Origin of the sequence: Desulfofundulus thermosubterraneus DSM 16057 (genome assembly GCF_900142025.1) — a bacterium.
In the GTDB taxonomy this organism is placed as follows: domain Bacteria; phylum Bacillota; class Desulfotomaculia; order Desulfotomaculales; family Desulfovirgulaceae; genus Desulfofundulus; species Desulfofundulus thermosubterraneus.
Map to the genome: position 1 here is coordinate 1 of NZ_FQZM01000055.1, position 18,751 is coordinate 18,751.

The 18,751-nt window shown below is 53.1% G+C and carries 25 protein-coding genes; 7 read left to right on the plus strand and 18 right to left on the minus strand.

The genetic code is table 11. The features are described 5' to 3' along the window. Window positions 1-495, minus strand: a 495-nt coding sequence (locus BUA65_RS15895; protein WP_072869459.1) for an IS607 family transposase, incomplete at its 3' end; no start/stop codon positions are given. Between the two features lie 323 nt (window positions 496-818). On the opposite strand from BUA65_RS15895, the gene fliK reads away from it, so the two are divergent. Together fliK and BUA65_RS15905 are read left to right on the plus strand one after the other, a co-directional pair. Further along, entirely contained in the window at window positions 819-1,760 is a 942-nt protein-coding gene (gene fliK, locus BUA65_RS15900; protein ID WP_072871130.1) for a flagellar hook-length control protein FliK, read from the plus strand. A 20-nt stretch (window positions 1,761-1,780) separates the two neighbouring features. Continuing rightward, window positions 1,781-2,056: an EscU/YscU/HrcU family type III secretion system export apparatus switch protein gene (locus tag BUA65_RS15905; protein WP_072871132.1), complete on the plus strand. Its 276-nt coding sequence runs from the start codon at window positions 1,781-1,783 to the stop codon at window positions 2,054-2,056. Between the two features lie 334 nt (window positions 2,057-2,390). Here the strand turns inward: BUA65_RS15905 and BUA65_RS15915 are convergent, their stop codons facing one another. Further along, window positions 2,391-2,810 (minus strand): RelB antitoxin-like protein, encoded by a 420-nt coding sequence (locus tag BUA65_RS15915; protein ID WP_072871165.1) that lies wholly within the window; start codon window positions 2,808-2,810, stop codon window positions 2,391-2,393. A gap of 223 nt (window positions 2,811-3,033) precedes the next feature. Between BUA65_RS15915 and BUA65_RS15920 the strand changes: the two genes are divergently transcribed. Beyond that, window positions 3,034-3,570, plus strand: coding sequence for a L,D-transpeptidase family protein (locus BUA65_RS15920; protein WP_072871135.1), 537 nt, complete (start codon window positions 3,034-3,036; stop codon window positions 3,568-3,570). A gap of 157 nt (window positions 3,571-3,727) precedes the next feature. Beyond that, entirely contained in the window at window positions 3,728-4,456 is a 729-nt protein-coding gene (locus BUA65_RS15925) for a ZIP family metal transporter (protein ID WP_084062605.1), read from the plus strand. On the opposite strand, the gene BUA65_RS15930 is transcribed toward BUA65_RS15925, so the two are convergent. Beyond that, window positions 4,445-4,891 (minus strand): DMT family transporter, encoded by a 447-nt coding sequence (locus tag BUA65_RS15930; RefSeq protein ID WP_072871136.1) that lies wholly within the window; start codon window positions 4,889-4,891, stop codon window positions 4,445-4,447. The genes BUA65_RS15925 and BUA65_RS15930 overlap by 12 nt on opposite strands. Before the next feature lie 99 nt (window positions 4,892-4,990). Next, window positions 4,991-5,554 (minus strand): hypothetical protein, encoded by a 564-nt coding sequence (locus BUA65_RS15935; RefSeq protein WP_072871138.1) that lies wholly within the window; start codon window positions 5,552-5,554, stop codon window positions 4,991-4,993. 118 nt (window positions 5,555-5,672) lie between these two features. Between BUA65_RS15935 and BUA65_RS15940 the strand changes: the two genes are divergently transcribed. Both BUA65_RS15940 and BUA65_RS15945 read left to right on the plus strand, forming a co-directional pair. After that, window positions 5,673-5,888 (plus strand): hypothetical protein, encoded by a 216-nt coding sequence (locus tag BUA65_RS15940; protein WP_072871139.1) that lies wholly within the window; start codon window positions 5,673-5,675, stop codon window positions 5,886-5,888. 70 nt (window positions 5,889-5,958) lie between these two features. After that, entirely contained in the window at window positions 5,959-6,270 is a 312-nt protein-coding gene (locus BUA65_RS15945) for a hypothetical protein (RefSeq protein ID WP_072871141.1), read from the plus strand. 46 nt (window positions 6,271-6,316) lie between these two features. Here the strand turns inward: BUA65_RS15945 and BUA65_RS15950 are convergent, their stop codons facing one another. The 8 genes from BUA65_RS15950 to yabG form a co-directional block, all read right to left on the minus strand. Next, complete coding sequence (locus tag BUA65_RS15950) at window positions 6,317-6,685, minus strand: hypothetical protein (protein WP_072871143.1); 369 nt, start codon at window positions 6,683-6,685, stop codon at window positions 6,317-6,319. A 12-nt stretch (window positions 6,686-6,697) separates the two neighbouring features. Continuing rightward, on the minus strand, window positions 6,698-7,000 hold the full coding sequence (locus BUA65_RS15955; RefSeq protein WP_072871144.1) for a YbaB/EbfC family nucleoid-associated protein: 303 nt from the start codon (window positions 6,998-7,000) through the stop codon (window positions 6,698-6,700). A 128-nt stretch (window positions 7,001-7,128) separates the two neighbouring features. Then, a complete protein-coding gene (locus BUA65_RS15960) occupies window positions 7,129-8,208 on the minus strand; it encodes an SPOCS domain-containing protein (RefSeq protein WP_072871146.1) in 1,080 nt (359 codons plus the stop codon). Window positions 8,209-8,251: 43 nt separating this feature from the next. Continuing rightward, window positions 8,252-9,796, minus strand: a complete 1,545-nt coding sequence (locus BUA65_RS15965) for a DUF3794 and LysM peptidoglycan-binding domain-containing protein (protein ID WP_072871148.1) — start codon at window positions 9,794-9,796, stop codon at window positions 8,252-8,254. Window positions 9,797-9,935: 139 nt separating this feature from the next. Beyond that, window positions 9,936-10,961, minus strand: coding sequence for a CAP domain-containing protein (locus tag BUA65_RS15970; protein ID WP_072871150.1), 1,026 nt, complete (start codon window positions 10,959-10,961; stop codon window positions 9,936-9,938). Window positions 10,962-11,150: 189 nt separating this feature from the next. Beyond that, a complete protein-coding gene (locus BUA65_RS15975; protein WP_131821540.1) occupies window positions 11,151-11,546 on the minus strand; it encodes a hypothetical protein in 396 nt (131 codons plus the stop codon). 42 nt (window positions 11,547-11,588) lie between these two features. Continuing rightward, the gene (locus BUA65_RS15980) at window positions 11,589-12,593 is read right to left on the minus strand and encodes a chymotrypsin family serine protease (RefSeq protein WP_072871153.1); all 1,005 of its coding nucleotides are present in this window, start codon (window positions 12,591-12,593) and stop codon (window positions 11,589-11,591) included. 67 nt (window positions 12,594-12,660) lie between these two features. Then, complete coding sequence (yabG, locus tag BUA65_RS15985) at window positions 12,661-13,530, minus strand: sporulation peptidase YabG (protein WP_072871155.1); 870 nt, start codon at window positions 13,528-13,530, stop codon at window positions 12,661-12,663. A 130-nt stretch (window positions 13,531-13,660) separates the two neighbouring features. Between yabG and BUA65_RS15990 the strand changes: the two genes are divergently transcribed. Next, a complete protein-coding gene (locus BUA65_RS15990) occupies window positions 13,661-14,458 on the plus strand; it encodes a hypothetical protein (RefSeq protein ID WP_072871157.1) in 798 nt (265 codons plus the stop codon). Window positions 14,459-14,612: 154 nt separating this feature from the next. On the opposite strand, the gene rbr is transcribed toward BUA65_RS15990, so the two are convergent. The 6 genes from rbr to BUA65_RS18665 form a co-directional block, all read right to left on the minus strand. Further along, window positions 14,613-15,149 carry a rubrerythrin gene (rbr, locus tag BUA65_RS15995; protein WP_072871158.1) on the minus strand — a complete coding sequence of 179 codons (537 nt, stop codon included), beginning with the start codon at window positions 15,147-15,149 and terminating at the stop codon, window positions 14,613-14,615. Between the two features lie 64 nt (window positions 15,150-15,213). After that, complete coding sequence (locus tag BUA65_RS16000) at window positions 15,214-15,573, minus strand: DUF7130 family rubredoxin-like protein (RefSeq protein ID WP_439328951.1); 360 nt, start codon at window positions 15,571-15,573, stop codon at window positions 15,214-15,216. Window positions 15,574-15,713: 140 nt separating this feature from the next. Continuing rightward, complete coding sequence (locus BUA65_RS16005; protein ID WP_072871162.1) at window positions 15,714-16,184, minus strand: ribonuclease H-like YkuK family protein; 471 nt, start codon at window positions 16,182-16,184, stop codon at window positions 15,714-15,716. 25 nt (window positions 16,185-16,209) lie between these two features. Next, window positions 16,210-17,085, minus strand: coding sequence for a 16S rRNA (adenine(1518)-N(6)/adenine(1519)-N(6))-dimethyltransferase RsmA (rsmA, locus tag BUA65_RS16010; RefSeq protein ID WP_072871163.1), 876 nt, complete (start codon window positions 17,083-17,085; stop codon window positions 16,210-16,212). Between the two features lie 156 nt (window positions 17,086-17,241). Next, window positions 17,242-18,261: a resuscitation-promoting factor gene (locus tag BUA65_RS16015; RefSeq protein ID WP_084062608.1), complete on the minus strand. Its 1,020-nt coding sequence runs from the start codon at window positions 18,259-18,261 to the stop codon at window positions 17,242-17,244. Window positions 18,262-18,529: 268 nt separating this feature from the next. Then, the coding region (locus BUA65_RS18665; protein ID WP_242656368.1) for a hypothetical protein at window positions 18,530-18,751 on the minus strand (222 nt) is incomplete at its 5' end.

The following is an 18,751-nucleotide window of genomic DNA, read 5'->3' on the forward strand; positions in this document are numbered from 1 at the left end:
ATCGGATTTTTCGTTGGTGTAGTTGTTGATGACGATTATTTCCGTGCCGTAAGATCTGAACAGCTTCTCGAAGAAATTGAAGCCGGTCCTGGTCAACCTGTCTTTGTAAGTGATGATGACCTTTTCAATCCGGTAGTTGAGGATCTCTTTAAGTAATTCGTTAAAATCTTTCCGGTTGTCAAAATCTAAAGCGGAAGCAATGTCTTTGTAAATCCCATCAATTGTCCAACCGTTGTTGAGGCAGAACTGTTTCAACAATTCTAGCTGATTTTCTAAATCTCTCTTTTGCTTATTTGTGGACACCCTGGCGTAGAGCACGGTTTTCCTCTTGACAGGCTTGCCGGTGGTCTTTAGCAGGTATTCATAAACGGATTTTTCGTCGTAGTCGTAGTAGCCGTTGGGTAGTTTGTTTACTTTGATTTTATTTTCCCACCGCAACCTGTTGAGGGTGCTCCGGCTGATACGTAATAATTCCATTACTTCTTTGGCTTTCATAGTAAGTAAAGTATATCCAATTTGATAAAGACTGTCAAGAAGGTGTTAGAATTGTGGACTATATCAATTTTCAGACATTTTGTAAACAATCGCTGGAAATAAAACGGTTTTTCATTGCCGGCCAGCAGATGATGGGCACCCCTCGCCATTGTTCATACTAAACAGGAAATGGTATAATTGATGTAATATCGCATCCAGCCGGCTGATGAAAGACTAAACAGCAGCCCGCGCATTGATGAAAAGCGGTTTATTTCGTGATGCCACCAATCCATACTTGCGGTTGGAACGAATCTTTTGGGATGAGTCTTTCTGGAGCTGTTCCTATGCAGATTTCGGGCATTTTCCTGAACCCCGCTGTTGAACTGCAAACAGTAACTTCCCTGCAGCCGGGGCAAATGGTGCAGGTGGAGGTCCTGGGGGTGGAAAACGGTCTCGCCACGGTGCGCATAGGCGGCCAGACCTTTACGGCTACGGGGGAGATACCCTCCCCGCCGGCTACGTTCTGGGCCCTGGTGCGTGAGGTTACCCCCGAGACCCTGCACCTGCAGCACCTTACCGGCACACCGGACGAAAACGCGGCACTGACAACCATGGCCAAAGTCCTGGGCATGCCCGCCGGCCCGGAAACCACAAAGCTGCTGCAGGAAATGGTCAAGTGGCAACTGCCCCTGGGCCGCTCCCTGGTGGAGATGCTTTTCTCCGCCGCCAGGGATCTACCTCCCCGGGAGCGGGCGGCCTTCTGGGCCGCCCGGGTGTGGCTGGAAACCCTGGATTTACGCTCTGACCCGGGCAAGGTGAAACAGGCCCTGGACTACCTCCTGGGAAGCAAAGAAGCCACTCCCCGGGGGCAGGAGGTGTTGAACCAGGCGGCACCCCTTTTCCCGGACCAGGAAATGGTGAGCTTTTTCACATTTCGCGGGAAGGGAATATACGGCGAGCTGTATATGGTGGACAGCCGGGCCGGTAAGAAAGGTGAGCAGGACCTCCCCCTGGCCCTGGTGGTGCGAGTGGAAACCCCGGTTCTGGGGGAAACCTGGGTTTACCTGACCCGGGGCAAGGCGGGACTTACGGCCAGGGTGGCCGTAGCCAAAGAAAACTTCGTCTCCCTTTTTAAAAAGGCCGCCGGGGAGCTAAGGGACAGGCTGGCCGCCCTGGGGTATTCCATTGATGATATTCAGGTCACCGCACGAAAGATCTCCTGTATCTGCGAACTGCTGCGCCCCCACGAACCGCCGCCCTACCGGCCCGTAAACGCGCTGGTGTAAAAGCGAAAGGAGCTGCCGCCATGTCCCAGGATAAACCTAAGGCCGCCGCAGCCCTGGCCTACGACCCGGAAAAGGATGCCGCTCCCCGGGTGGTGGCCGCCGGTCGCGGGCAATTAGCCGAAATAATTGAAAAGCTGGCCCGGGAAAACAACGTACCCGTATACTGCCATGAAGAACTGGCCCTGACCCTCACCGGCCTGGGTGCCGGCCGGGAAATACCGCCAGAGTTGTACCGGGTGGTAGCCGAGATCATTGCCTGGGTATACAGGACGGAGAAGAAATTGAACCTCTCCTGACCAAAGCTACCCGGGCTTTATTGCTAAAAATTCAGTTATATCAGGGATTCGTTGATTTCCGGCGTTTTTCGAAAAATAAAAGGCCCGGTTCCCCCGGACAGCTCTATAAAGACTTCCAGAATTCCTCTTCGGTTATTTTTAACTGGTATTTAAGAATCTTTCTCCACAAGTTAGCGGAAATTTCCTTTGCCGTCGCATGACTGACCCTGGTACGCAGAACTTCGCCCGTTGTCAGAACTTTTTCATAGTACCAGTAGTCGGTATTCCTTATCATATACCAGCCGTTCTTTTCGCAATATCTTTTTAGCTGGCCAAACGTCGGAGGCATGACAACTCATAACTCCAAAAGAGACTTGATATCCTGCTCGTTCTTGCACAACCATACCCGCAAAATGTAAGGAAAATGGGCCTTTCGGTTAGGAGCGTTTAAAAATAGTTCAGGACGCTTCATATAGTCTTCCGCGTATATCTTTATTTCCCGAACAAGCTCCTCGACTGCTTCTTCGAGAGTCGCGGCGTTGACTGCTATTCCCAGTTCATCCAGAGCCAGAGTCACGGAACCATCTTCTTCAGGCAGAATTTCGGGTTTAAACCTGTACGCACGCAAGATGTCCTCCTGCAGATCCCGGCGAACCAGCAACACCTCTTCTGCCTGCCGGCGCTTGATCAGCGCGGGTAAAAAACGGTGCCAGACGTTATCAAATATTTCGGTTAGAGATTTGCGTGCTGCGGTAAATTGGACTTCGGCTAGCATACCCATCTCACCTTCCGCCTCCAGCATATCAGATAATGTACATTCTGTACAACCCAGTATATGCCGGACGCGAAGAAATTATAACGACAAGAACAAATTAGACTGCCGGGAGTTGCAATTTTATAGATTTTTGGATGAGAATGTGGTTAAATCAAAATCCATCGCCCCTTCATATCATGATGTGGAGGTGCAAATTCCGGGATTACGAGGAGGGGCGACAAATATGTCAGGCAAAGGAATCACCGCCGGTACCCACCTGCTGGTGGAAACGGCCCTCAGGCGGCTGCATCATTTCCAGGGCGATACCCTGGTGCGCACCTACCCGGTGGCCGTGGGCAAGCCGGAAACTCCCACACCCACCGGGGACTACCACGTGATAAACAAAATGATCAACCCCGGGGGAGTACTGGGTACCCGCTGGATGGGGCTGGATATTCCCGGCGGTAATTACGGCATTCACGGGACAAATAACCCCGGCTCCATTGGCAAGGCCGTTTCCAACGGCTGTATCCGCATGTACAACCACCACATTGAGGAACTCTTCCCCCAGGTGCAGATCGGCACCCCTGTACGCATTGTAACGGGGACAAACGTTGCCCAGAGCGACCCCGGGGAAACATACGTAATCCAGCCGGGGGACACCCTGTGGCAGATTGCCCGCCGGTTTGGGGTACCCCTTTCCACCCTCATTGAATTGAACAGCCCGGCCAACCCCAATGAAATTTATCCGGGGCAGGTGATCGTCATACCGGGCCGGTAACGCCCATTTATTTCCCAAGGTATTATTAACCTGCCAGAATTAATATAATTTAGCAATGGATAAATCCGGACGGTGTCCATCCTTCGATTAATAGACAGGTTGGCCAGGCAGGTTGCCGCCTGTTTTCCGTAAGACATGAAAAACCGGGTTCTGGCAGGTGAATATCTTGACCTCGGTACTGCTTATGGCCCTTTTTGCCGGCTTGAGCACCTGTCTGGGGGCCATGCTGGTGCTTATCTGGGGCCGCCCGGGGCGGCGGTCCTTTTCTCTTTTTTCCGGCCTGGCGGCAGGGGTAATGCTCGCCGTGGTGCTCCTGGATTTAATTCCCGCGTCGCTGCGCCATGGCAGCGCAACCCAGGGCCTTTTGGGATTTACCGCCGGAATTTTGTTGATGGTCGCCCTGGATCTGTTTCTAAGCAGCGAAAGCCCGGTGGGCAATTGGAACTATACCTACCTGAAAATGGGGTACCTCATTGCTGCCGGGATCGCCTTGCACGATTTACCGGAAGGACTGGCCATTGCTGCCGGATTTGTAGAACCAGGCCACCTGGGCCCCCTTCTCGCCCTGGCCATAGCCCTGCACAACATCCCCGAAGGGATGGCCACAGCGGCTCCCCTGGCGGCCGGGGGCCTTTCCCCGCTGGTGGTATTGTTTTTAAACGGGCTGGTCAGTTTGGTTACCCCCCTGGGTTGCTGGTTGGGCCTTTTGCTCACCCACACATCCCCGCTCTTTCTATCTCCTCTCCTAGCCATGGCCGCGGGGGCTATGGCCTACATCGTTAAAGCAAAACTGCTGCCCGAATGCCTGCGCCTGCACCCGCCCATGGCCTATCTGGGACTTTTTGGGGGAATTGTCCTGGTGTTCTTCCTGAACCTATTTTTTTAGCAGCAGCCACGCTCCCCCGGCCATGAGCAGGGTGCCCACCACACGGTGCCAGGTAAAGGGAAGCTTTTCCAGGCCGAACAGGCCCAGGTGATCAATTAAGCTGGCGGTGAGCACCTGCCCAATAATAATCGCCGTGGTGGCCGGAGCCACTCCCACCCTGGGAATGCTGCGCATTACCAGATAAACGATCACAACCCCAAGGATACCACCCAGGTAATAATACCACGGCGCCTGGGCGTAGTCGGCCAGCCGGCCGTCACCAAGGCGAAAGCCAAACAAAAGCACTGCTACCAGAGCTAAACCCACCAGGTGAACCACAAAGGTGGTTTCCAGCAGGCCGATCACCTTGCCCAGGGCCGCATTTAAAGACCCCTGCACGGCCATGGTCACCCCGGAGAGGGCGGCAATAGCCAAGGCCAGTAATCTAACGCTCAACCAGTCATACCCCCCACTTTTTCTATGTTGTTAATGTTCTTCCCCGGGGCAAAAAATATGTGCGGCCCGCTCCATGAGGAGCCGGCCGCATCATCTGGATCAGGCCCGTTTTTCTTTTTCCAGCTGTGCACCCCATTTCACCACTTTCTGTTTTGCATCGCCACTTACGGCAGGAGGAGAAACAGGGGGAGAAAGGGGTTTCTTTGCTTCCATGGATGAGGGAACTGCCGGCGGCCGCCCGGGTGGCGCCCCCTGACCGCCCATCATGCTGCTTAAAAGGGTGAGCAACAAGGCGGGGTCTGGCCCCTGCCCCGGCTGCTGGTTCATTAGCGCCATCAACAGGGCCGGGTTTAACGGTAAAGGCGGGGTATTCTGCTCCTTAGTGGGCGGTTGACCGGGCGGCAGGCCGGCCGGCGGTCCCCCCGGCATACCTCCCATCATCTGCAATAAGGTGTTGAGCATGGGATTGGGACTCGCCGGTAAAGCCTGAGGAACAACCGCACTGCCCATTTGTTTATTCATCAAGCTGACGATACCCAGCAGGTTCAAAAGCCCAAGCATCAGCATGGTATCGTCATGGGATGCTCCCTGTTTTGATTGATAATCCAGCAAAGAAAAAAGTACATGTTCCAGGTGGTTTCCCTTTGCCTTTTCTTCGGCCATACATTAATCCCCCTTCCTTTACAGGTATATTCACTCCCCGCAGAAAAGTTGCTGTCACCGGATAAGCTTTTACGACGTAGTATAACTTAAAAAAGCATTGCGAAAGGAGGAATAGAAGGTGGCAGACCAGGCGCTCCAGCCCAATAACCCTTTCACCCTGTTCCTAATTCTTATCCTTTTGATACTTTCCACCAGGCCAAACGTGGAACAACAATTAGCCCAGCTGACTTCGCTGCTCCATGCCACCCAGCAATCAATGCAGATATTCCGCAGTGGAATGGAAACCTTCCACGCAAGTCTGGTAAACGCTTCAAATCAGGTGGGCCGGGAATAATTTGGAAAACGATATCAAACTTTAAGCAATAAACATAGAATTGGTATAAACAGGGAAAGGAGGTTTTTTAATGCCGGAATTTTACGGTGGACAGTTTCACCCGCTTTCGATCCCCTTATTGCTCATGTTATCCACCAGATCGGACATGGAAGACCGTTTAAGCCAGCTGGCCTCTTTTCTTGAAGCCACCCGGAATGCCCTTAAAACCATGCGCACGGGATTGGAAGCCTTACACGTAAGCATGATTCAACTGGCTGAAGGAGCGAGCTCAAGCCAGCCCGCCACTCTTTTGCCCGCCGACATCCCGGTAGGCCCGGAACCGGCGCCCCCGGATGAAGTGCAGTTTCCAGACGTCAAATTACCGGAAAACCAAAACCCCTAATAAGACTTAGGGGGTTCCCACCAGGAACCCCTATTTTATTTTTAGTTTAATCTTTAGCCGGCTTTCCCCCCGGAGAAGCGGGGGGGCTCTCATTTGGCGCGAGAACATTTCCTTCCGTGGAAGATGTTGACGGGGAACGGGGGGGGCTTATTGGACCTAACAGGCTCCCAAGTAAATTGGCCAGTTGGGGAGGTGTTTCCCGGCTCCCGGTCCGGGAAGGTCCGCCAGCACCCTTTCCGCCGGTCTGTATTTTGGGTTCCTCGCCCTGGACCCCGAAGCGGTGTCCCATGAGATTGATCAGCCCCATCAGGTTCACCAGGCTAAGTAAAATGAGGGGATCTGTTGACTGCCCTTTTAGTTCCAGCAACTGAAAAAGGGTTGCCTCCAGACCCTGATGTTGCCCTTTTTCCCCCATTTGACCTCCTCCCTAAAACAGTCCCGGCAGGTGCGGTATGTTTAATCCCGTCATTTTAACCACTTCGTCCCTTAACTGCCTGCGAGCTTCGGACAGGGCCTCGTTAAAGGTATCCCGGACCACCGCCGCCAGTTCCCCCCGGTCCATTAAAGCCGGAGCAGTGGGGCCGAAACTTACCTCCAGCACCTGCTGCAGCCCGTTCACTGCCAGGCGCAATACCCCCTGGGGTGCCTCCTTTGTAACCACAATCCGCCGGGCTTCTTCCTGTAACTCCTGCAATTGCTGGGTCAGTTTGGGCGTGTTAAAAAACACCATTTTCCCCCTCCTAGAAATACACAAAAAGAAAAGCTGTGGTGAACAGCTCTATTTGTGGAAAATGCAAATAGTGCCCATTCTTTACCTTGTTTCACTTATTTTAGATCTATCGTGATTTGATTATATATTTACGTCGGGAAACCTCCAATACACTCAAAGCTTACATCATCGAGCTTAACCGTGTTGGTGTTTCCAGTAGCCGGGTTAAAGGTGAAGCGAACCAGGGCGGTACGGGCACCGGCCGGGGAAACAGGTATGTTCAGGGTAAACTGCTGGTAGTTGTTATCAGGAATGTTCACGCTGCCAATGCTCTGGACGGCGCCGTCAATCTGCACCCCGTTGCGGTCAAAGAAGCGCACCTCCGCCACCAGGTTAAAGGCGCTGACCGGCGATACGGGAGCAACATTTTCCCGGGCCCAGAAGGTCAGCTTGTAAGCCCTGGCAGGAGCAACGGCCCGGCGCATGGTCTGGAAAATGGCCGCGGTGCTTGCGGGGTCCGTGACTCCCAGTTCGGCAGCAAAACTGCCGGTACGAGCGACAGTAGTGGGAGCGACGTTGGCCGTGGCGCCCCAGAAGATGGGCACGTTGCCCGCCCACTGTTCAAATCCCGGGTCTTCCAGCAGGTTGCCGGGAGGGCAGAGTTCGGGAGACGGACAAAGTTGCACGAAGATCTGCCGCTCTTCCACCACCTTAACCCGCACGATAATTACGCCGACCTGGTGCAGGCGGCTGGCCCGGACCAGCTCCCAGGTAATATCAAACTTGGGTTTGGGGAACTGTACCATGACATCATCTTCCCGGAGCACCGCCTGGGGCTCTTTGAGGTCAATCATCTTGGTGAAAGGAACGTTTTCGGCAAAATGTTTTACTTCGTCCCGGTTGTTAACGTAAAAGATCTGCTTGTGCAGCACCCCGCTAACAATAATTTTCTTGACCACGGCTACATGTCCGACAATGTGTTTGAAATGGTGTTTCCACTCGTGATTGATTTTGGGGAACCAGTGGCCGATGCTCTCGTGGATGAACACCGGCTCGGCCTCCAGGTCCTCCACCTTGGCATCAATATGATCCACCTTTTTGGCCAGCTCGGGCAGGGTGACGGTACTATCCACCAGCACCTGCACCTCTTCCTCGGCCAGTACCACCGGTACCTTGATCTTGAGGCACATTACCTCTTCCGGCTCGGTATAGACATACTCGATGGGCATCAGGCTTACCTCCTTATCTTCAAATAAAACATGGCTGGTTAAATTAACCCTTGGCAGGAGGACAGGGAACCTTGATTACATCACCGGGCTGGAGGTTATGCGGATCTTTAGTGGGGTTGGCTGTTTTGATTGCCTCCACAGTGGTTCCAAACTGCTGCGCAATTTTCCAGAAGGTATCCCCAGGCTGTACTACATAATCGATGGTTTGCCCCGGCGGGCAGATCACGGGAGGTACGGGAGCCACGGAGACAACCACATCCCGCTGCAGCGACTCGGTCACCTTGACCGTTACCTTGAGTACCACTTCCAGGGTAACGTTCGGTCCCTCGGCGTCGGCAGAAACAAACTCCACCACCGGGCGGACATCCACGTCCATGCCTTCCCGGGCACCCTTGATCTCCACAAAGGTGCGGAAATTTAGCCGCCGTTCCAGGGCATGAACGGCCTGGTCCGGTTTTTTAGCCACGTAAACCACGTGCACTTCCACAAAGCCGCGGACGATTACTTTATCATTAATAATCTTTGTTTCGGTAACCTTAACTTCCTGGACGGTAACATCGATGATTTTTTCCACATCGGGCTTGGGGTCCGGAGTCTCAAAGGTATCCCGGAGCACCACCTGGGTGCTATCCTCTCCCACCACATGATCAATCTTGAGCTTGGTCATGGTGGCCTCGATGCCGGTGATCTTCGTAATGACGTCGACCTGCCTGAGCTCGGTAACAAAGGCCGTTAGCATCAGAACCACGTCGGCCCGCAGCCGGTCGCCGTCCAGGATATCCACATCGGCACTTTCCACCTTGACATCCACCCGCACATCCATATCCGGTTTGGCCCCGGTTATTTCCACAAAATCGCTGAAGCGGAAGGTCCGGTGGAGCTGGTGGACGGGCTGGTCGGGCTCGGCGGCAACGTACAACACCTGGACAGTCACCGTACCGTCAATGATGACCTTATTTTTAATGATCTTCTTGTCGGTAATTTCGGCAGTGGCATCAACTTCCAGGATTTTTTCTACCGGCGGCTTTTCGTCTGGTACGTTAAACTCCTCGCTGACGATAACTTGCCTGGTCCCGCTGCCTACCACATTGGCCACCTTAATGGTCTCCATCTCGCAGGTAGCCCCGGAGGGACAGATGGTGACCACGTCCACATCCTGCATCTCCGTCACTTTGACAAAAACACTGAGGATAGCAGTCACATCAAACTGCCGGGGGTCGCTGGAGCTGCGGGTGATGCTCACATCTTCCACCGAAACCCTGGCCGTGACATCCATGCCCGGCCTGGCCCCGGGAAGTTCCACAAAAGCGGTGAAGGAGAGCTGCTGGTGCATGTGGTGTACCGATTGGGAGGGTTCAAAGGCCACGTAAACAACTTGCAGGGTCAGGGTCCCCTCCACAATTGCCTTGTCCGGAACCAGTTCAACTTTTTTAATCCTTGCCGATTTATCTGTGGAAAGGATTTTTTGCACGTCGGGTTTTGGGTCGGGTACGGTGATTTTTCCGCGAACCACGACCTGTTGCGTGTCTTCGCTAACCACCTGGTTGACCCGCAACCGTTCCGTGGCCGGTGCGGCGGTTCCAACCATGGGGCATACTCCTCCTTTCAAAGAGTGTCTATAATATATATATGAGCCGTGTCAATTAATGTGCGGAATTTTGGCAATCCCCCAGAAAAAGAAAAAATCTCCCGTTTTATGGAAACGGGAGATTTTCAAGTAGAACCGGTTAACCAATGAACATCTGCACAAAAATCTTGCCGTAGCGGGGACTGGGAACCACTCCGATACCGATCTCCTTAAAATTGGCGTTTAAGATGTTGGCCCGGTGGTCGGGGGAATTCATCAAATTTTCATGGGCCATCTCCACTGTGGGTGCACCCGCCAGGTTCTCGCCGGCATAGCGATAGGTGATGCCAAAACGGCTCATCATTTCGAAGGGACTGCCGTAGGTGGGCGAGGTGTGGCTGAAGTAGTCTTTTTCCACCATATCCTTCGCTTTGAGCCGGGCCACCTTCACCAGCTCCATGTCTACCTTCAACGGAGCCAGTCCGTAACGCACCCGCTCCTGGTTGACCAGCTGGAGCATCTGCTGCTCGTCCACCGTAAGGCCGTTTATGGGCTCGGGTTGCGGTGCCGGATCAGGCTGAAGTTGGGTTTCCGGCGGGTTGGGCGCAGGTTGAGACCCGGGCTGCTGCCGGGACGACTCGCCCTGTCCTCCCACCAGGAGCTGCACTATGTACAGCCTGGAGCCCTGCCGGGCTACGCCCACTCCTATCCGGTCATATTTGGTACCCAGTACGTCCTTCTGGTAACCCGCAGACTTAATCAAAGTCCGGTAGGCGCTGTCCACCGATTGGGCCAGAACCAGGGTTTGGGCGGCGTAAGTATAACTGATCCCTTTCGCTTTCAACAGCTGGGGCAGTGAGCCGGGCAATCCGCCAAAACCCTTGTCCACCATCTCGCCAGCCCTTTGCCGGGCCAGTTCAACCAGCCGGGAATCGGTTTGAATAGGCGGCAGGCCTTTTTTGCTCCTCTCCTGATTAACCAGGGCCAGCATACGGCTCTCTTCCGGCGTGGGGGTTGTCGCTGCTGGTTGAATTTGGCTGCCATAAGCGGGAACTTTTTGCACCTTGCCGCCGTCTAAGTAGTTAGAACCACCGTGTACGGCGGCCAAAGCCGGTGAAAGAAACAGCCCGAGCACAAGCAACGCAACTATAACCACACCAACAAGTGACTTCAAGCTTTTGTTCATGACCACACTCCTTTTCTTTTTTACGCCCCGGTTGTCCCAGGCGTTTTTATCTAATTTATCAAAAATCGCCACATTACGGCAAAAGCGCTATTTCGACGCAATGTGCCATAAAATTAGCAGTAAATCCAGGTCTCACCCTTTATTGGCTAATTATTCATCTTATGTGCATAATGGGTAATTTTGTAATTTCTATCTGGGGGTAAAAATAACCGCTCCCAGCCCCTCTGTAACGGCCAGGCATTCCATCCCCGCTTCCCCCTTAAAAAAGACCGTCAAGATGAACAACCCCCGCCGAAAGGCTTTGCGAAAACGCCAGAGCAACAATTCATCTATATCAGATAATACTTTCATGACCACCCCTTCGCCTTGCAAGAACAGGGTGTAGCGGCCGTCGGTCTGGCGTGCGGTTACTATTTGAAATGACCGGGAGCGGTCAGTCAGGTCATGAATTTTTTTCATATAACTGCGGGCCAGGCTCAATGCTTCCTGACGGGTATCAATTAATGGTCCAATGGCCGGAATTTTTCCCCCCAGCATTACCAGGGCGACCTCCGCACCATCCGGTAGGAAATGATCAATCACCACCGCTTCACCTCTGGCTGCGACCTTTGCTCAAGGCAATAAACTCTAAAACTCCACCTCCAGCCGGGAGAGCACCTGTTCAATGCGGTTAAAAACCGTGTATTTATCGGAACCGGCAAATAAAAGCCCCACGGCCCGCTTTTCGCGATCCAGCACTAAGGAACCGCTATCCCCGGGCCGGGAACTCATATCGGTGACCACCTGGTCGGTAAACCAGCCTTTTTCGTCATTGCCTATCTCCACTTCCAGAGTTACCCCAACGGCGGTAACGGTACCCTCGGAAATGCCGGTGGTACGACCGCTTTTGATCACCCCCTGACCTGGGGCCACCCGGGCCACACCTTCCACCTTCCCAACTTCTAAAATCTCATCGTTAATTAAGCCGGGGCTGTCCGGACGGGCCACGGCAGCATCGATAATATTGCCGCCCCGGTAATGCTGGAACATTTTCAACTGGTAATGGGGCCTGACCAGGCGGACCAGCAGGTTGCCCGCCCTGACCAAAGCTTCAGCCACCGGACATTCGGTCTCCTGGATGCTGCGCAACAGGGGCGAAAAGCGCAACAGCGTGCCAATGCGGTCCCTGGCCTGACCGCCGTCATAGGGACCGGGTTGCAGAATGGGATCACCGATGGCTGCTCGCCCATCCTTCCCGTCGGTGGCATTGGCCAGGATGTGGTTGTTGCTCAAAATCAGCAGCTCCTTGGTGACCCTGTCCTTCACCACCGCACCAAAGGTACCGGCGCTGATCTTGTAGTGGCCGATGCTCATTCCCGGCCGCGCCGGCCGCCCTTTCCCCGTACGCAGGGAAAGCAGCCTGACCTCGCCGATTTCTATGACATCGGTAGGCAATCCGTCAATGTAAGCCGGCACCTGTTGCGCGCGGATCAGGCCGTCGGACGGCACCTTTTTCTTTACAAAGATAATGAGGGCGGGGCGATTGGTGGTTTCGCCGGACACCTGTTTAAGGCCAACTCCTACCCCGGTTACATTGGGCAACTCCAAGAGTTTTTCCCGGGATTCTTTCAGGACGCGAAAATACTTTTTCATAAAAAAACCCCTCCTCAAGGTCCTTGTGCATCATATGCAGAAGGACTGGAAGGGGTGACGGAACCTGTTAATAAGGGGATTTGGGTAATCCCAGGCGGTATTTCCCCCTGGTTTCCACACCGCCGATTCCTGGGAATCCGGTAATGGTCCCGGCGATAATGTCTTTCAAAGAAATCTGATCATATATTGAGGTATAAGCAATTTTTTCGACCACAAACACCGGATCAAAAGTATGAATGAGTACCCGGTGGGGTGAACTGGCAAAGTTAGCACCCGCCTCCAGTATGGCTTCATAGTGGGACTGGCAGGCCCCTGCAAAAATAACCAGATCATCCCGGCTTTTTTCATACAAGCGTGCTTTTTTTACCGCCTCCACAAAATAACGGGAGTTGTGGTAACCGTTCAAATCAGAAAAATTTTGAGTATCCTTTTCAATACCATCGTGACCGGTAAGCACCAGTATATCGGGGCGGTGTTTTTGCAGCAGATCGGTAACCGCCTCGGGCTGTTTCTCCTCATCGATGTGGTAGCCGGAAGCCGGTATGCCCAGCTGACGGTAAGTAGTGAGACAAAGATCCAAGTAGTCACCGTCGCCATCTATATGCAACACCGAACCCGGAACATCAAAAGTGCCTAAATGGGAAACCACGTCGTTGCTCCGGACTAAACGCTGCCGGTCCTGTTCCCGGCGCTTAAAAATGCGTTTCATGTGTTCGTGATTTTTGGTCATAAACGAATGCCAGAAGGCGGCAACCTCGGCCGGTTCAAACTTGCGCAGGTCCTCTAGAGGCGCAGTGGCACAAAGGCGCTTATCCAGCCCCTTTAAACGGGCACTTTTTTTACCGTCTTTTCCTATGGTTAACTCCACCACTTTAAAAAAGATATCGCAACTGTATGAAATCCGCCCCACTATGTCCCCGACCTTGATTCCTTCCACGGCGGCCTCCTCCTCACCTTTTTATCCCCATTTTATGTTGAAACCTCTGGAAGAGGTGAGGATATCTGGTAACGAACGCCAGTGTGGTTTCATAAATTAAGAATCAGTCGGGTGAAGAAAGGAGATTACCATGCTGGTAGCTGTGGTTCCGGTGAAAAACGAAGCCCTGCGTTTGGAAAAGGTTTTAAAGAACTTGCTGGCCGTACCCGTGGACCTGGTGGTCCCCGTACTAAACGGTTGTAATGACGGCTCGGAACAAATTATCCGGGACTTCCCCTCCCGTCTGGTAAAGGCGCTGGTTTTTGACGATGCCCTGGGCATCGACATACCCCGGGCGGTGGGAGCAATCCAGGCCAAAAAGCTGGGCGCCCGGGCCGTCCTCTTTGTGGACGGGGATATGGACGGGGACATCATTGACGTGCTGCGGGAACTAGCCAGGGCGGTCACCACCAAAGAGGCGGACCTGGCCTTAACCAACTGTTACCCCGCCGAAGAACTAGCCCGGCTTTCCGACCTGGCTAGCTACCTGCTGGAAATACGCCTGGCCTTAAACCGGGAACTGGGCTTGGCCCAATTAATAGGGCCGGCCTCCCCCTCCCACGGCCCCCACGCCGTTTCCCGCAAGTTCCTCGACCAGATACCCTTACGGGAGCTGGCCGTACCTCCGGTAGCTCTGGCTCTGGCCGCCAAACAGGGCCTGAAAGTCAGGGTGAAAGCCACCATTGCCCACCGGCACCTGGGTTCCCCCTTCCGCAGCCCCGTGCATGCCCGGCGCATTGCCGAAACCATCATCGGCGATTGCCTCGAGGCTATCAATCTGGCCTGCGGCCTACCCCGGGAACGCAGCCTCAACGGAGTAACCTACCTGGGCTATCACACTGAGAGAAAGTTTGATTTGCTGGAAGCTTTCGGTTTGCCGGAAGGTTGACATAATCAAAATGAAGGACCTTTGGCCACGAAGTCACTGGCGTTCTCAAAAAAAAAGTGGCCTTCCGGGTGATAACTGCCCCGAAAGGCCACCATTCCTGGTATTTACGCCTCTTTTTCAAAACATATCCTTGCCGACGCCGCACCTTTTCAATTTAATAATTCTCACAAAGCAGCTCGAAAAAGGCCTGGGGATGGTTACATACGGGGCATACTTTCGGCGCCTCGGCACCCTCGTGGATGTGTCCGCAATTGCGGCACTTCCAGCGTACCGACCCTTCTTTCTTGAATACTTTTCCTTCCCTCAAATTCTGCAACAGGGCCCGGAAACGCCTTTCATGCTCCTCTTCCACCCGGGCCACGCCTTCAAAAAAGGCCGCAATCTCGGTAAAGCCCTCTTCTCTGGCCACGGCAGCAAATTCTTTGTACATGGTGGTCCATTCATAGTTCTCCCCTTGAGCGGCAGCTTCCAGGTTGGCCGCCGTATCGCCAATGCCTCCCAGGAATTTCAGGATGCGCTTGGCGTGTTCCTTTTCATTATCGGCCGTTTCCTGGAAAATGGCAGCGATCTGCTCGTAGCCGGCCTTTTTGGCCTCGGAAGCAAAATATGTATACTTGTTGCGGGCCTGGGATTCCCCCGCAAAAGCAGCCTTTAAATTGGCTTCCGTACGGGAACCGGCAAGAGGTTTCATACAATCATCATCCTCCCCTATTTCTTTTTTAAAACTAATTTAATAACTCAATGAGAATTAAATTTTAACCCCATTTGCCCTTGGAAATGTGGGTCTGGATTTCGGCTTTGGCCATCTGGGCCAAAATGTGGGCCTGTTTTTTGGCCGCCTGGAATACGGTGAGGCAGCCGGGATCCAGATTATCCTTGATACCTTCATCGGCCAGAGCTTCCACCTTTTGCATGAGGGCAATCAGTTTGGCGTGGAGATTGTTGGTGTAGCGGGAGCGATCGATAAGCCCGGCTTCTTCTTCAGTCAATTGGGCGAACTTTTCCCGCGGGGCACCACATTTCGGACATTTTTCCGGAGGTTGATCCCCGTCATGGATGTAACCACAAACACCACAACGCCATTTCATTAATCTTTCGCCTCCTTCGTCAATTATTTTGAAAAACCCTGCTGATAATTACCTTGCCTATATTATAATAATAATTATCCTTACTATCAAGGGTTAATTTTCCATTTTTCGTTTAAAATTTTTAAGAAATTTGTCTAAAAATGTACCGGACCAACCAGAAAGGGCACCTATTTTGTATGTTTGTCGGCCACGCTGAAAGCACCGTAGGCTTCGGGTTTAATCTTGGCCTGGAAGCCGCTGCCCGTAACCATGCCCACCACTTCCCGGATCAGGTCTCTGGTTTCCCCCTGGGTACCCACGTCGATGTGGATTTCCACCTGCAAATCATCCAGGCCGCACTCGGCAAGATGCCTGGCAATTAAGCCGCCCAATTCCAGACTCAGGGCGGTTTCGTAAAAGATTTTCTGACGTAAGCTTTTTATCTTGCGCTGGAGTTTTTTGCGGTAGTAATAGCGGGCACCCTTGCCCAACCGGTGGACAATAACAGCCGTGATGAAACAGGTTTCCTGTTTCACCTGGGAATCGGAGCCAATAATAATCTTGTAAGCCGAACTGGGCAGGCCAGTAATATAACCCATGATATCGGCCATCATTTGTTCAAAGGTCAACCTTCCTTTAGTAGGACTGGTAAAGTACATGGCTACCTCCCCACAGCCTCTTAATTCAGCATTCCATCAGGCGTTGCCGGCAGGCCCGAACCAGGACGGCAAATTCTTTCAGGCCCAGGGTCTCGCCCCGGCAACGGGGATCAATACCGGCCCGTTCTAAAACTTCCTCCCAGGTCGTCCGGGTCCAGCCCGGAAAAATTTTGGCCCCGGCCAGGGCGTTGGCCAGCGTTTTGCGCCGCTGGCCAAAGGCCCCGCGCACCAGGGTGAAAAAAAGATCCTCATCATCAACCGTCACTTCCCTTTCTTGCCGTTTGGTCAGCCGCACCACCGCCGAATCCACTTCAGGCTGCGGAAAAAAAACCGTCCGGGGAACACGAAACAGAATCTCCGGGCGGCAGTAATATTGCACCGCAACAGTAAACGCTCCATAATCTTTGCTCCCAGGCCCGGCTACAAGCCTTTCAGCAACCTCCTGCTGGATCATGAGCACCATTCCGGCAACACCGGATTGGCGTAAGAGGTGCATGATTAGAGGCGTGGTGATGTAATAGGGAAGATTGGCCACCACTTTGTAAGTTGTTGCTCCCGTGACTTCCGCCACCAGCCGGTCGAAATCTACTTTCAGGGCGTCATTAAACACCACAGTGACATTTTGCAGCCCGCCCAGAACCTCTTCCAGCACGGGTAACAACCTTTTATCCAGTTCCACGGCCAGCACACGGGCACAGGTGCCGGCCAGGGCCGCCGTGAGGGTGCCGGCACCCGGGCCAATTTCCACCACTACGTCCCCTGGTAAAAGCCGGCTGGCGGTCACGATCTTACGCACCATATTTCCATCCATTAAAAAGTTTTGCCCCAGTGATTTGCGCAAATGAATGTTATGCTTTTCTAAAATCGCCCTTACCTTGCCGGGAGAAACCTGCTCGGACACACGTAAACCCTCACTCACCAGTTATTAACATATTCATATTATACCCTATTTAATTTCCGTAATAAATTAAAAAAGGGGTTCCCCCCCTTTTTTAACGAGGTTTTAACATTCACATCAGCTCTCTTACCCGTTGAACAATTATCCGGGCTACACACATTATTCCAGGACGTAAACGTTTACCCGGCGGACACCCCAACGCCTGGCCTCGGCTGCACTTTCCATGAAAAGGTCAATCCGGTTCCCCCGGATGCTGGAACCAACATCAAGAGCCGTGGCGTACCCATAGCCCTCCACATAAAGGCGGGTACCCAGGGGAATTACCCGGGGATCCACTGCCACCACGCCATGATGCGGGGGTACTCCGGAGGCGGTGTTGTTACCCGAATAAGTATAGGCTGTAGCCACCACATCAATCACCCGGTTGAACCGGATGTCCCGGCCACCCCGGGAAACCTGCTGCAGCGTGCCCACCCGGACAACCCGGTCCACGGGGGGTGTAACCACCTGGCTGGCTTCCATGACTCTTTTAACCTCCCGGCCGTCATGGTAGACCAGCACCCAGCGCTGCTTTTCCTTTCCCTGCCGGCCGGCCTGAACTACCTTTACCTGCCCGCGCAACAGGTTGGGGTCCGCTTCCCGGCGGATCGAATAAGGAACGGAAACCACTATCTCCTTGGGCACCTGGCGCACCCTGATCACGCGAATAGCCATCCCCGAACGAACTTCCTCTTCGGGGCCGGGCGCAACTATATCTTCCTTGCCCGGTAGAATTTTTGTCTCTTGAAGCGCTTCCCGGACAGTGGATGCTGCAGTGAGCAGTTTTAAAGTCTTTCCGTCGGCAGTTACCGTAACCGGTACAGCCCGTTTAACTACCACCCGCATTCCTTCGGTAACCGGCGCGGCAAGATCCGGTTCCACCCGGTCCCGGGGATCTAACTGGATACCTCGTGTCTTCAAAAGATCCCCTACTGTATTAACCCGGGTTTCGAGAGCAATTTCCTTTCCGTCTACCACCAAGGTAATATTTTTTTTCGCCCAGGCATACCCGGCAAACACCAGGCTTCCCGCTACGACCACGAGTAACAGGCACAGGGACAGCAAAATGAGGCGGGAATTACGGGGATGGGTGCCACCACGAAAGGGATTACGCGGGCGGCCGAGGGTAGACCATTCCATATTACCCCTCCTTTTACATTTGCTGTTACCTGCCCGACTGAATTGCTGGGTATAGTTCGCGGTACAAGATTCAATTTCCTGCCGCTAAAAACAAAAAGTTGTGTCGATAAGCGGAATCAAGTTGTTGGCATATCTTAAATGCCTTTGAGGTTGCTGGCAAGACCTTTTCCTTTATTCTATGCAGTGAGGTTGCAAAAATGAACTAGAGCTTCCTTTGTTTCCTTAATTTCCAAATAAAAAAACCGCCCTTCGGGCGGTTCTTCCTCTTCTAGAAAATGTCTTCTAAACTGTTTTGCCACGGCTCTTTAGGGTGCATTTCTCCCCCACATTTTTCACAGGCAAATCTGGGTGGCATAGTCGGGTCCCCTGGATCAACCAGATCAAAATACTGGACCACCTCTTCCGGGATCTCTTCTTCAACATTACACTGCAAACAGCGATACGTTATCGTAGCCCCCTTTTCTAACAACGACCTTTCTTTTTTCTTCTT

What these genes read in the sequence shown, in the direction of transcription:
- BUA65_RS15990 (WP_072871157.1), top strand. Translation starts at nt 13,661, where the DNA reads ATGCTGGTAGCTGTGGTTCCGGTGAAAAACGAAGCCCTGCGTTTGGAA.
- fliK (WP_072871130.1), top strand. Translation starts at nt 819, where the DNA reads ATGCAGATTTCGGGCATTTTCCTGAACCCCGCTGTTGAACTGCAAACA.
- BUA65_RS15965 (WP_072871148.1), bottom strand. Translation starts at nt 9,796, where the DNA reads ATGGTTGGAACCGCCGCACCGGCCACGGAACGGTTGCGGGTCAACCAG.
- BUA65_RS15935 (WP_072871138.1), bottom strand. Translation starts at nt 5,554, where the DNA reads ATGGCCGAAGAAAAGGCAAAGGGAAACCACCTGGAACATGTACTTTTT.
- BUA65_RS15945 (WP_072871141.1), top strand. Translation starts at nt 5,959, where the DNA reads ATGCCGGAATTTTACGGTGGACAGTTTCACCCGCTTTCGATCCCCTTA.
- BUA65_RS15920 (WP_072871135.1), top strand. Translation starts at nt 3,034, where the DNA reads ATGTCAGGCAAAGGAATCACCGCCGGTACCCACCTGCTGGTGGAAACG.
- rbr (WP_072871158.1), bottom strand. Translation starts at nt 15,149, where the DNA reads ATGAAACCTCTTGCCGGTTCCCGTACGGAAGCCAATTTAAAGGCTGCT.
- BUA65_RS15955 (WP_072871144.1), bottom strand. Translation starts at nt 7,000, where the DNA reads ATGGTGTTTTTTAACACGCCCAAACTGACCCAGCAATTGCAGGAGTTA.
- BUA65_RS15915 (WP_072871165.1), bottom strand. Translation starts at nt 2,810, where the DNA reads ATGCTAGCCGAAGTCCAATTTACCGCAGCACGCAAATCTCTAACCGAA.
- BUA65_RS15905 (WP_072871132.1), top strand. Translation starts at nt 1,781, where the DNA reads ATGTCCCAGGATAAACCTAAGGCCGCCGCAGCCCTGGCCTACGACCCG.
- BUA65_RS16005 (WP_072871162.1), bottom strand. Translation starts at nt 16,184, where the DNA reads ATGTACTTTACCAGTCCTACTAAAGGAAGGTTGACCTTTGAACAAATG.
- BUA65_RS15980 (WP_072871153.1), bottom strand. Translation starts at nt 12,593, where the DNA reads ATGAAAAAGTATTTTCGCGTCCTGAAAGAATCCCGGGAAAAACTCTTG.
- BUA65_RS15970 (WP_072871150.1), bottom strand. Translation starts at nt 10,961, where the DNA reads ATGAACAAAAGCTTGAAGTCACTTGTTGGTGTGGTTATAGTTGCGTTG.
- BUA65_RS16015 (WP_084062608.1), bottom strand. Translation starts at nt 18,261, where the DNA reads ATGGAATGGTCTACCCTCGGCCGCCCGCGTAATCCCTTTCGTGGTGGC.
- BUA65_RS15960 (WP_072871146.1), bottom strand. Translation starts at nt 8,208, where the DNA reads ATGCCCATCGAGTATGTCTATACCGAGCCGGAAGAGGTAATGTGCCTC.
- BUA65_RS15950 (WP_072871143.1), bottom strand. Translation starts at nt 6,685, where the DNA reads ATGGGGGAAAAAGGGCAACATCAGGGTCTGGAGGCAACCCTTTTTCAG.